10 protein-coding genes are annotated in these 11,449 nt (G+C 72.6%); 6 read left to right on the plus strand and 4 right to left on the minus strand.

The features are described from left to right. The first annotated feature begins 96 nt into the window (after positions 1 to 96). Both ABZ928_RS02520 and ABZ928_RS02525 read left to right on the plus strand, forming a co-directional pair. On the plus strand, positions 97 to 1,359 hold the full coding sequence (locus ABZ928_RS02520) for a protein phosphatase 2C domain-containing protein (protein ID WP_361514915.1): 1,263 nt from the start codon (positions 97 to 99) through the stop codon (positions 1,357 to 1,359). Between the two features lie 27 nt (positions 1,360 to 1,386). Then, on the plus strand, positions 1,387 to 3,129 hold the full coding sequence (locus tag ABZ928_RS02525; RefSeq protein ID WP_361514605.1) for a pyruvate dehydrogenase: 1,743 nt from the start codon (positions 1,387 to 1,389) through the stop codon (positions 3,127 to 3,129). On the opposite strand, the gene ABZ928_RS02530 is transcribed toward ABZ928_RS02525, so the two are convergent. Continuing rightward, entirely contained in the window at positions 3,126 to 4,532 is a 1,407-nt protein-coding gene (locus ABZ928_RS02530) for a helix-turn-helix transcriptional regulator (RefSeq protein ID WP_361514606.1), read from the minus strand. The two genes, ABZ928_RS02525 and ABZ928_RS02530, sit on opposite strands and share 4 nt — an antisense overlap. A gap of 224 nt (positions 4,533 to 4,756) precedes the next feature. Between ABZ928_RS02530 and ABZ928_RS02535 the strand changes: the two genes are divergently transcribed. Together ABZ928_RS02535 and ABZ928_RS02540 are read left to right on the plus strand one after the other, a co-directional pair. Further along, on the plus strand, positions 4,757 to 5,371 hold the full coding sequence (locus ABZ928_RS02535; RefSeq protein WP_361514607.1) for a hypothetical protein: 615 nt from the start codon (positions 4,757 to 4,759) through the stop codon (positions 5,369 to 5,371). An 844-nt stretch (positions 5,372 to 6,215) separates the two neighbouring features. Beyond that, on the plus strand, positions 6,216 to 6,668 hold the full coding sequence (locus ABZ928_RS02540) for an ATP-binding protein (protein WP_361514608.1): 453 nt from the start codon (positions 6,216 to 6,218) through the stop codon (positions 6,666 to 6,668). A gap of 75 nt (positions 6,669 to 6,743) precedes the next feature. On the opposite strand, the gene ABZ928_RS02545 is transcribed toward ABZ928_RS02540, so the two are convergent. Both ABZ928_RS02545 and ABZ928_RS02550 read right to left on the minus strand, forming a co-directional pair. After that, on the minus strand, positions 6,744 to 7,787 hold the full coding sequence (locus ABZ928_RS02545) for a DUF2637 domain-containing protein (RefSeq protein WP_361514609.1): 1,044 nt from the start codon (positions 7,785 to 7,787) through the stop codon (positions 6,744 to 6,746). Positions 7,788 to 8,102: 315 nt separating this feature from the next. Further along, positions 8,103 to 8,948, minus strand: coding sequence for a (2Fe-2S)-binding protein (locus ABZ928_RS02550; protein WP_361514610.1), 846 nt, complete (start codon positions 8,946 to 8,948; stop codon positions 8,103 to 8,105). Between the two features lie 449 nt (positions 8,949 to 9,397). Between ABZ928_RS02550 and ABZ928_RS02555 the strand changes: the two genes are divergently transcribed. After that, positions 9,398 to 10,198 (plus strand): GntR family transcriptional regulator, encoded by an 801-nt coding sequence (locus ABZ928_RS02555; RefSeq protein ID WP_361514916.1) that lies wholly within the window; start codon positions 9,398 to 9,400, stop codon positions 10,196 to 10,198. A 126-nt stretch (positions 10,199 to 10,324) separates the two neighbouring features. Then, complete coding sequence (locus tag ABZ928_RS02560; protein ID WP_361514611.1) at positions 10,325 to 10,618, plus strand: hypothetical protein; 294 nt, start codon at positions 10,325 to 10,327, stop codon at positions 10,616 to 10,618. Between the two features lies 1 nt (position 10,619). Here ABZ928_RS02560 and ABZ928_RS02565 read toward each other — a convergent pair whose 3' ends face one another. Then, complete coding sequence (locus ABZ928_RS02565) at positions 10,620 to 11,393, minus strand: hypothetical protein (protein ID WP_361514612.1); 774 nt, start codon at positions 11,391 to 11,393, stop codon at positions 10,620 to 10,622. Positions 11,394 to 11,449 lie beyond the last annotated feature (56 nt).

The raw sequence follows: 11,449 nt of genomic DNA on the forward strand, positions 1-11,449 counted from the left end.
CTGTACGACGACACCACCGAGGACGCGGGCCCCGCACCCGCGCCCGACTCGCTGGACGACAGGTTCGCGTCGGCGGCGGACACGGTGAACACGGGGGTGGGGGTACCGCCACCGAGGCCGGCGGCCGGCCCGTCCGCGGGGTCCGCCGACGCTGCGGCCGCGCGGCCTGCGGACGAGCCACCCGCGCAGCCCGCCGCCCCCGTACCCGCCCAGCCTGCGGGCAGTCGTGCCGCTGGGGCGGCTCCCGACCCAAAGAGAGGCGGCACCCCGCCGACGCGGGCAAGCGATCCCAACCCCCCGGCACCAGCACAGGAGGACTCTGAACCCCCGCCCCCCGAAGCACCCCCCATCCGCACAGCAACCCGCCTCGACATCCCAACGATCCCTCCCGCCACCCCCGTCGACTACGTGGGCTCCGGCCCTCCGACCTACGACGCAGAACCCACCGCCCTCCCACCCGCAGACCCCGACGAACTCGACGACCTGGTAGCCGACACCGTCCTGGACGGTGCCCGCTACGGCGCCTGCACCCTCCGCGCCGCCTCCGTCCGAGGTGACTCCGCCCGCTTCCGAGGCGAACCGAGAAGGGACTCCCTCCTCACCGCCCGCTTCGGCACCGGCGACCACGCCCTCGTCCTCGTGGCGATGGCGACCGGCGCCAGGGCCACCCCCGGCGCCCACCGGGCCGCCGCGGAGGCCTGCCACTGGATCGGCAGGGCGATCGGCCGCAGTCACGCGAGGCTCGCCGAGGACATCCGCGCCGCCCGCCGAGGCGACCTGAAGTCCGGCCTGCATCGCCTCACCGACCGCAGCCTCGGCAAACTCCGCGCCAGCGCCGCGGAACAGGGCATCGCCCCGGAGGAGTACTCCGCGACCCTGCGCTGCCTGCTCCTCCCCGCCGACCTCCACTGCCGTACGCGCGTGTTCTTCGGCGTGGGCGCGGGCGGCCTGTTCCGCCTGAGGGACGGCGAGTGGCAGGACATCGAGCCCCGGATCACCGACATCACCGGCGAACCGGTCGTCGGCTTCGGCTCCCTCCCCGCCGAGACCCCCGAGGGCGACCGCCTCACCATGGACCTGGGCATCCCCACCCCGCCCAGCCCCTACGAGGCCGCCCCCGAACCACCCCGCGAACCCTTCCGCTTCCGCGCCTCGGTAGCCCGCCCGGGTGACACGCTCCTGATGTGCAGCGGCGGCCTCGCGGAGCCCCTGCGCGGTGAGCCGGAACTGTCCGAGTACCTCACGGGACGGTGGACCGGCCCCACCCCACCGGGCCTCGCCGCGTTCCTCGCCGACACCCAGGTGCGGGTGAAGGGCTACGCCGACGACCGAACGGCCGCCGCCGTGTGGGAGGCGTAACGGCGGGGGTTGTGGATTGATGGACCCATGGCCAAGCAGAACGTCGCCGAACAGTTCGTCGACATCCTCGTCCGCGCCGGAGTCAAGCGCCTCTACGGCGTCGTCGGCGACAGCCTCAACCCCGTCGTCGACGCCGTGCGCCGCAACGCCGCCATCGACTGGGTGCACGTCCGCCACGAGGAGACCGCCGCCTTCGCGGCCGGCGCCGAGGCCCAGGTCACCGGGCAGCTGACGGCCTGCGCGGGCTCCTGCGGCCCCGGAAACCTGCACCTCATCAACGGCCTGTACGACGCCCACCGCTCCATGGCCCCGGTCCTGGCCCTCGCGTCGCACATCCCGTCCAGCGAGATCGGCCTCGGCTACTTCCAGGAGACCCACCCGGACCAGCTGTTCCGCGAGTGCAGTCACTACAGCGAACTCATCTCCAACCCGAAGCAGATGCCGCGCCTGCTCCAGACCGCCATCCAGCACGCGGTCGGCCGCTCCGGCGTCAGCGTCGTCTCGCTCCCCGGCGACATCGCCGACCAGCCCGCCCCGGACCAGCCCGTCGAGACCGCCCTCGTCACCACCCGGCCGACCGTCCGCCCCGGCGACACCGAGATCGACAAGCTCGTCGAGATGATCGACGCGGCCGACAAGGTCACGCTGTTCTGCGGCAGCGGCACCGTCGGCGCGCACACCGAGGTCATGGAGTTCGCGGAGAAGGTCAAGTCCCCGGTGGGGCACGCGCTGCGCGGCAAGGAGCACATCCAGTACGACAACCCGTACGACGTCGGCATGAGCGGACTCCTCGGCTACGGCGCCGCCTACGAGGCCACCCACGAGTGCGACCTGCTGATCCTGCTCGGCACCGACTTCCCGTACAACGCGTTCCTGCCCGACGACGTCAAGATCGCCCAAGTCGACGTCCGCCCCGAGCACTTGGGTCGCCGCTCCAAGCTCGACCTCGCGGTGTGGGGCGATGTGAAGGAGACCCTGCGCTGTCTGACCCCGCGGGTGAAGGAGAAGCAGAACCGGCGCTTCCTCGACAAGATGCTCAAGAAGCACGCCGACGCGCTGGAGGGCGTCGTCAAGGCGTACACCCGCAAGGTCGAGAAGCATGTCCCGATCCACCCCGAGTACGTGGCGTCCGTACTCGACGAACTCGCCGACGACGACGCGGTGTTCACGGTCGACACCGGCATGTGCAACGTCTGGGCCGCCCGGTACATCTCACCCAACGGCCGTCGCCGCGTGATCGGTTCGTTCTCCCACGGCTCGATGGCCAACGCGCTGCCGATGGCGATCGGCGCCCAGTTCACCGACCGGAAGCGGCAGGTCGTGTCGATGTCCGGCGACGGCGGATTCACCATGCTGATGGGCGACTTCCTGACGCTGGTGCAGTACGACCTCCCCGTGAAGGTCGTCCTCTTCAACAACTCCTCTTTGAGCATGGTCGAGTTGGAGATGCTGGTCGCGGGCCTCCCCTCCTACGGCACCACCAACAAGAACCCCGACTTCGCCGCCGTCGCCCGCGCCTGCGGTGCCTACGGCGTGCGCGTCGAGAAGCCCAAGCAGCTGGCCGGAGCCCTGAAGGACGCCTTCAAGCACAAGGGGCCCGCCCTCGTCGACGTCGTCACCGACCCCAACGCCCTGTCCATCCCGCCGAAGATCAGCACCGAGATGGTCACCGGATTCGCCCTGTCCGCCTCGAAGATCGTGCTCGACGGCGGAGTCGGGCGGATGCTCCAGATGGCCCGGTCCAACCTGCGCAATGTGCCCCGGCCCTAACTCCCGGACACCCACACGCGGTTGGACGTGTCGTACGAGTACTGCGGCAGCTTCTTGTCGGCGGTCGTGCGGAACGGTGTGCCGCGGTCGTCGATGCGGACGGTGCCCTTGCGGCCCTGCGAGGACCAGTCCAGTTCGAGGTACCAGTCGCAGTCGCAGGTCACGGTCCGCGCGGTGACCAGCAGGACCTCCGGGTCCTCGGCGGAGACGCGGTAGGGCATCTGGATCGCGGGGATCTCGTTCTCCCCGTCGAAGCCGGCCACCGAGTGCGCGACCGGGCGGTCCGCGTCGAGGTCGACGGTGAACTCGCGGGGCGTGAGCGCTCCGCCGCAGCCGTTGTCCATGGCGTAGGAGTTGCCCTGGAACGGCGCGGCACGCCCCACGACCCGCACGCGGACCGCCTCCAGCACCACGGCCGTGGAGCTCCGCCCCTGCACCGAGATCTGCACCATCGTGCTCCCGCCGTGCAGCGCGCCCTGCGCCGCCGCCCAGGTCGCGGCGTCCTGTGCGGTAGGGGGCGGCGGCACCTGGCCCGGCGGTTTGTCGATGACGTACTGATGGCCGCAACCCGCGAACCAGACATGGGAGTTGACGGTCCACGTGAGCGGGACGGCCGCGGCCGGACCCGCCCCGCCCGTCGGGCTGTCACCGGTGACCGTCCCGGACGGGGCGGGGGATCCCCCGCCGGCACCGGCGCTGGGGGAGGCGGGCGACGAGCTCCGGCCCGCGGAGGGCGAGGCGCTGCCCGTCGGCTTCTTCGACACGCCGGAACCGGGTGACTCGGGGGCCGCCGCGCTCGTACGGGCCGGATCGGTGGGGTGTACGGCGTCGGAGGACGAGGAACGGCCGTCGGACAGGGCGGACACCCCGGCGAGCGTCACCGCCGACACGACGGCGACGGCCGCCGTCACCAGCACTCGCCGCCGGCGGTACCAGGGCCGCGACCCGTCGGTGCCGACAGCACCGGCCGGTAAACCGACACCCACGACGTCGTCGGCATCCGTGCCGTCCCCGTCCCCGTCCCCCGTCGCGTCCGCCTCCGCCTCCGCCTCCGTCTCGGCCCGGTCCTCCGCCGAGTCCGCGCCCGGCGTGCCTTCCTCGCCGCCCGCGGCCACCGGCGTCCTCGGCCGCTGCCGGGCCGCCACCGCGAGCAGCCACAGCCGGTGCAGCTCCAGGCGTTCCTCCGGGGTCGCCCCGCAGAGGGCGGCGAAGCGCTCCACCGGGGCGAAGTCGACGGGGACCGCGTCGCCGGCGCAGTAGCGGTGCAGGGTCGAGGTGTTCATGTGCAGCCGCCGGGCCAGCTGGCCGTAGCTGCGGTCCGTACGTTCCTTCAGTCGCGTCAGTAACGCGGCGAACTCCGCCACGTCCTGCCCGCTGTTCTGGCCGTCATCCTGTCCTGACAACGTTCCCCCCGCGTCTCCCGGACCCGTGTCCCCATCCCAGGCACCCCATGTACCTGCACGTCAGACGGCCTGGGATGGTTCCACCGTGGTGGATCGGGCGCCGGCTGTTGCGCGGGCCGACTGTGACGGCTGATGCTCTTGGTGTCGCACCGACCGGCCGGACCGACCATCCGCCGTCGGCGGCATCCCACATCCAAGCACTCACTCGTACACGGGGGACACCCATGCCCATGCGCACCCGAGTTGGCGCGCTGATCGCGGTCGCCGTCACGGGCCTCGCCCTCGGCGCGACGCTCGCCGCACCGGCGGACGCCGCACCGGCGGCCGCGCCGAAGTTCCTGTCGGCCTCCGAACTGCCGCCGCACCCCTCGTCCGCCTGGAAGGCGGGCAAGGTCACCGACGGCGTCCCGGACGACCTGCTGAGCTGTCTGACGGAGGCGCTGCCCGGCTACGACTCCCGGTACCGCTCGTTCACGACCGAACTGGAGACCAACGCCCAGCAGCTCACGATCGTCGTCGGCACCGAGGCCAAGGCCAAGGCGCTCGCGAGCCGCTTCGACAAGGACATGCGCTCCTGCGCCACGCGGATCGAGCAGGCCGAGCCGGAGACCGACGCCACGTACAAGGGCTACGGCACGCTGCCGGTGGAGGAGGGCGCCCGCGTCCACGGCCTGCACACCGCCACCTCCTGGGGCGCCTCCGACATCCATCTGGTGTCGGTGGGCCGGGACGGACGGACCGTCACGGTCGTGCAGTGGGGGCAGATGGGCGACTTCGAGGACGCGCCGGTGAAGGCGTTCAAGAAGACGACGACCACCGCGGTCCGCAAGCTGTACTGAGACCGGAGACCACACCGGAAAGAGCGGAGCCGCCCTCCTGCCACGGGGGTCGGGAGGGCGGCTCCCGCTGTAGGGGACCCGGTGTAGGGGATCCGGTACGGAAGCAGTGATTTCAGGCCAGATTCCCAGCACGGCGGCACCCCGTGCCCGCCGGGCGTCCAGGACCAGCCGCCCCAGCTCTTCGCCGTATACGACCGGATCGGCAGACGGCGCTAGACATCGCGGCGGAGGCCGTGCGGTCACCGCGTCGCCCGGGTGTGCGGGCCCGGAGCCATGCCGGAGCACGGGGGCGCCCGCGGCCCGCGGGGGCAGATGCACCGGCTCGCCTCCGCTTCCGGCGGCCCGCACACGGCCCGGGCGTACGCCGTCCAGGGGAGCGTCCGGAATGCCGTGCGGCGGCGTCGGAGGCGGGCGACCGGGGCGGCGAGGGCCCTGACCGCCTTCGCGCGGGCCAACCGGAACCTGTGGGTCGACCAGCGCTTTCCCCCGGGCGACGGCAGCGGCGCCGGACCGGCGGAGGTCGCGGCACATGCCACCCGGCGGAACCGGCGGCACGCGCACCCCGTACCGACCGTCCGCACACACCGCCCCACGGGCCACGCCCGCCACGCCGCCTACGGCCCCCGGCACACCCCGCGCCCCGCCCCACGGCGCCCGATCAGGGCCCGCCCGGTACCGTCGCGGCGCCCTTCAACCGTGGCCGAACACCTGGTCGTTGACGATTCGACATGACTGCCGGTGCCCCGAACGGGCATGGATCCCGTGAACGTGTTCGAGCAGGAGGGGAACCGACATCGGCACGCGGGCGGGGGTCATGAAGAGGCAGGCACGAGGAGGCGGTCCCATGGCGATCGGGGCCTTCTCGGCGGAGACAGTGGAGGAAGTGGCCGCGGGCGCCGGGGATCAGGCGCAGGCGTCTCAGCTCAAGCGCAGACTCGGCAAGGCGGACCTGCGGGCGGTGCCCGAAGTACGCCGCGCCCTGCGGGAGTTGTTACGGCAATGGGGGAGGCCCGGACGATCCGAGATAGCGGAACTGCTCACCAGTGAGCTCGTCACCAACGCGCTCATCCACACCGACCACGACGCGGTGCTGACGGCCACCGTCGGACCCCGTGGACTCAGGGTGGAGGTACGGGACTTCGTGGCCCGCCGCCCCAGACTGCGCGTACCGAACGCCGACGACGGTACGCACGGCCGGGGCCTGGTGCTCGTCCAGTCCCTCGCCGACGCGTGGGGTGTACGGGCGCACGGCGTCGGGAAGGCGGTGTGGTTCGAACTCGACGCCGGAGCCGCGTGATCCGACATACGAGAGGGGGTGTACGGCCGGCCGGCCGTACACCCCCTCTCGGTGTCCTCGTAACGCCCGATGGGCTTAACCGAACTGCTGCTCAAGGTCCTTGAGCTTGCGCTCCAGGGAGTCGAGGCGCGGCAGGGCCATCGTGTCGTCCTCCGCGGTGAGGTCGACGGTGATCGGGTCAGTACTGTGGCGGACGGGTTGAAGCGACGGCCGTGAGCGTACGGGCAGTTGCTCCGGCGCCGATATGGCAGGCTCCGCGGTGACTCGGTCGGAGCCCCGCTCCAGGGCCTGGGGGTTCTCCGTGGGGCGGCCGCCACCGCGGCCGATGAACCCGCGGTGTCCCCGGCTGATGGCCTTGAGCTGGGCGCGCTCCAGGCGGTCCGCCTCGCGGCGGCGCAGCCGGTTGACCTCCTTCTGCCGCTTGTCCTCGCGCACCTCGTCAACTGCCTCGTCAAGGCTGCGGACGCCTTCCAGGAGCATGAGCGACCAGGCCTTGTAGGTCTCCCGGGGGGCGCGCAGCCAGCGGACGATACGGATCTGCGGCAGCGGGCGCGGCACCAGACCCTGCTCGCGCAGGGCGGCCTTGCGGGTCTGCTTCAGCGCGCGGTCGAAGAGCACAGCCGCGGACAGCGACATGCCGGCGAAGAACTGGGGAGCGCCCGCGTGGTCGACGCCCCTGGGCGCGTGCACCCAGTTGAACCAGGCCGCGGCGCCCGCGAACGTCCACACGAGTATCCGGGAGCCGAGGGCCGCGTCACCGTGACTCGCCTCGCGCACCGCGAGGACGGAGGAGAACATCGCCGCGCCGTCCAGACCGAACGGCACGAGGTACTCCCAGCCGTCGGAGAGGCCGAGGTTCTGCTGGCCGAAGCCGACGAGGCCGCGGAACGAGAGGGCCGCGGCGACCGCCGCCGAGCAGAACAGGAGCGCATAGGAGACGGTGCCGTATATGGCCTCCTTGCGCCGACGGCGCTCCTCGCTGCGCTCCCACGAGTCGTCCTTGGCGTGCTCCCCGCCGGACCGCTTACTGCGCGCCAGCACCGCTACCGCCGCCAGCATGCCCAGGAGCAGTACGGCGCCCGGAAGCAGCCAGTTCAGCGATATGTCGGTCAGTCTCATCTGGGGTCCCTTGCATTGGGATAGGGCGTAACGCCCGCCATAGTGGCCCAATCCCAACGGCCCTCAGGCGTTTTCGGGGCAAGAGGCCGCCAAGGAAGTGCAAGGGGATGCCCAGGGCGGCGTTCTGCTCGAACTGCCGCATGAGGGGCGGGAGTTGAGTTCGAATAAGACTACCCGTACGGGTGGTTCCACGGAAAGTTCCTGCGGCAGGTGAGGAAATTGTGAATCCCCTGTAACCCGGCTGGGAGCCCTGTTCGCGGTGATCTTACGGGACCCGGTGCGCGGCCTCGAACGCGGGTCGCCCCTGAGGGGGCCTCAACTGGCGGCTTCGGCCAGGAGCTTGACGACCCGGTCGGCGTCGCAGGTGCGCGGGCAGGTGGCGCAGGTGTCCCGCGGATCCAGCGTGTAGTACATGCAGCAACTCGCCCGGTCCCGGGTGGCCAGCGACTCGCCGCCGGGCCCGGTCAGCTCGCGGAAGGCGGCCGCCCCGACGTACGGCTTCGTCGTCCCCGGCAGCAGCAGCTCCAGTTCGCGTGCGGCGCGCGCCTGCTCGTTCTCGCCGAGGAACTGGGCCACGTACCAGAGTCCCTCCACGATCTCGTCCGTCACCATGCCCCACAATGCCCGCCCGCGCCGCCGCATCCGCGGCCCGAACCCGCCGAGCACGGGCTCCATGTGCGCGGCGATCGCGTCCCGCACCTCGGCCCGCAGTGCCTCCTCGTCGGGGACCACCCGGGCGCCGGGCAGGGCCGCTGCCGGGTCGTCGGGGAGGCAGGCGAACTCGCCCGTCCGTACGGCGAAGGCCATGGGGCCCTCGGTCCGGTCGTACGAGACATGCGTCACGGGGAAGCGCGGCACGCGGCGCCGCAGGAACCACGGCGCGGTGATCAGGAGGCAGGCCGGCCAGGCGTACCGGTGCAGTCCGAAGCTCGCTATGACGTCCGGCCGTCCGGGGCGGCCGTGGTCCCGCAGGACCTGGGCGTCGTCCCAGGCCAGGAACGCGTCGAGCCCGGCCCCGCCCTCCGCGAGCGCGGCGGCGGTGACCCAGCCGCCGCCCGTCGGGGCCGGTTCGCCCGCGGCGAGCTCGGTGACGGTGAGCCCCGGAAAAGCCTCGGTCAGACGGTGGTAGGCGTCCGTGAGAGGCGACAGGGGCACGGGCATGCGGGGACCACCGTTCCAGGACGGTTGTGCGACTGTGTTGTGGAGGTAAGCCTTACCTTACCCAAGATCCTTGGGATTTGAACCAGCCGCTTCTGCGCCTAAGGTGCTTGACGGACGAGTAACAACCCGCCGTAATGACCCCAAGTACCGACACGTCCCCAGGAGGACCCGTGAAGCAGGGCGCGCAGGGCTCCGCAGGCACGGGGACGCCGCACGCGGTACGCGTGCCGCCGCAGCTCATGGCCGCCGACGTGGACCGCGAGCGCGAGGGCCTGCGAGGCGCGGGCGCCGGGGCGGCTCGGGGTGAGCACACGCACGGGGAGCGGCCCAGGGGCGAAGGAACGGTTCCGCGGGGGCCGGGGGAGCGACCCGGTTCCGAGGAGTCCGGAGTGGAGCGGCCGCGTGCCGAGGGCGCGGCGGCGGGGCGTCCCCGGTCCGCCGACGCCGTCGTGCCCGAGCCGCGTGCCGGGCGCTCCGGGCCGCGTCCTGGGCGCCTTGTGCCCGAACCCCGTACCGAACGCAACCGTGCCGACGACGACGCCGCCCCGCAGGCCCGTTCCGGGCGCCCGCCCGCCGAACCGCCGCTTGCCGCACCCCTCACCGCGCCCGTGCCCCCCGCCCGGCCCGTCGTGCAGCGGGCCTCCGTGCGGGGGCAGATCCTCGACGCGCTGCGCACCGCGCTGGTGTCGGGGGAGCTGACCCCCGGCGAGGTCTACTCGGCGCCCGCCCTCGGCGACCGCTTCGGCGTCTCCGCCACCCCGGTCCGCGAGGCCATGCAGCAACTCGCCCTGGAGGGCGCCGTCGAGGTCGTGCCCAACCGCGGCTTCCGGGTCGTGGAGCGAGGGGTGCGGGAACTGGCCGAACTGGCCGAGGTCCGCGCGCTGATCGAGGTCCCCGTGATGCTGCGGCTGGCCCGTACCGTGCCGGCGGAGCGGTGGGCGGAACTGCGGCCCCTCGCCGAGGCGACGGTCCGTGCCGCCTCGACCGGCTGCCGGGCCACGTACGCCGAGTCCGACCGCGCCTTCCACCGCGCGGTCCTCGCCCTGTCCGGCAACGAACAGCTCGTCCAGATCGCCGAGGACCTCCACCGCCGCGCCCAGTGGCCCCTGGTCGGCCCGCCCGCCTCCCGGGGCCGCGCGGAACTGGTCGCGGACGCGGCGGAACACACCGCGCTGCTCGACGCGTTGATCGCCGGGGACGTGGATGTGGTCCGGGTGCTGGTGGGGGAGCACTTCGCGGGAGCGTCCTGAGCTTGTGACGGCGGTCACAGAATCGTCGGCTCCGTGCAACGGTCCGCGACACCGGGAACCCGCCCGTGCCGTCCCGCGTGGCATCCCCTGCGCGGCACGCCTGGTGCCGACAGCGGAGGTGACCCCATGGACCCGTCCTTCATGGCCCAGCAGCAGGCGCAACAGGCCAGTCAGCAAGGCCAGCAGGCACATCAGCAAGCCGTGAACTCCCACCGGCAGGCGCACCAGCAGCACGTCCGGCACGGCTACCACCGCCCGCCGACGCACACCCCGATGCCACACCGCGGCGGCCGCGGCGGAGGCCTCGTCTCCCTCCTCCTGGTGATCGTCGTGGTCGTCGTCTTCGCCCGCGACCCCGAACTCCGCGACACCGTCCTCAACGAGGCCCAGAAGCTGGTGGACCAGGTCAAGAATGGCTAGCTCAGGCCGTCGCGGCAGGCGGCGGCGCCAACTGCCGTGACAGCCACGTCGGTACGCCGCCCAGCAGCCGGAACAGCCGCCGCGCCTCCTCCCGCAACCGCGAGGCCTCCGGCTCGACCTCCGCGTCCGCCAGCGACGCCAGCGCGGGAGCCGTCCCGACGAGGTAGCCCAACTCCTCCCGGATCCGCAGCGATTCGGCGAAGCCGTGCCGCGCCTCCGCCAACTCCCCGTCCCGCAGGGCGAGTCCGGCGAGATGGCGCCAGGTGAAGGAGAGCAGCAGCGGATCGGCATGGGCCACGGCACCGGCGTGGGCCCGCCGGTACGCCGCCCGCGCGGCCTGCGGCGACCGGGCGAGGTTCTCCGCGAGCAGCCCCCGCCGGAAGTCCAGCAACGCCCGCCCGGGCGCGCCCGGAGCGATCAGCGCCGCCGCCCGGCCGAGCGCGGCACGCGCCTCGTCGGCCCGGTCCCGTACGGTGTGCAGCGTGGCGGCGTACGCAAGTTGCCCGCGTTCACAAGCGGCCGCGCCCCGCTCGTCGTCGCTCTGCGCCAGCGCCTCGGCGGTGCGCAACGCGTCCTCCGCCTCCTGCCAGCCCTGTTCGGTGTAGAGACACCGCTCCACCAGCAACGACGCCCGTTGCAGCGCCGCGTCCGCCGTCACCGGGTCGAGCAGGGCTGCCGCGTCGGCCCAGCAGGCGCGTGAGCGCAGCCGCCATACCGCGGTCTGGAGTGGATCGTCAGGGGTCGTTCCGTTACCAGACATGGCGGTATACGCCACCTCGCCCTCCCCGGCACACCATTGAGCTGTTGAGTGGTGGCCGCATCTCAGCACGA

Origin of the sequence: Streptomyces sp. NPDC046909 (genome assembly GCF_040644695.1) — a bacterium.
Classification (GTDB): Bacteria; Actinomycetota; Actinomycetes; order Streptomycetales; family Streptomycetaceae; genus Streptomyces.

Bases quoted from the DNA above. Each gene is read 5' to 3' on its own strand.
- ABZ928_RS02525 (WP_361514605.1), top strand. From the start codon at position 1,387: ATGGCCAAGCAGAACGTCGCCGAACAGTTCGTCGACATCCTCGTCCGC.
- ABZ928_RS02535 (WP_361514607.1), top strand. From the start codon at position 4,757: ATGCCCATGCGCACCCGAGTTGGCGCGCTGATCGCGGTCGCCGTCACG.
- ABZ928_RS02540 (WP_361514608.1), top strand. From the start codon at position 6,216: ATGGCGATCGGGGCCTTCTCGGCGGAGACAGTGGAGGAAGTGGCCGCG.
- ABZ928_RS02545 (WP_361514609.1), bottom strand. From the start codon at position 7,787: ATGAGACTGACCGACATATCGCTGAACTGGCTGCTTCCGGGCGCCGTA.
- ABZ928_RS02550 (WP_361514610.1), bottom strand. From the start codon at position 8,948: ATGCCCGTGCCCCTGTCGCCTCTCACGGACGCCTACCACCGTCTGACC.
- ABZ928_RS02560 (WP_361514611.1), top strand. From the start codon at position 10,325: ATGGACCCGTCCTTCATGGCCCAGCAGCAGGCGCAACAGGCCAGTCAG.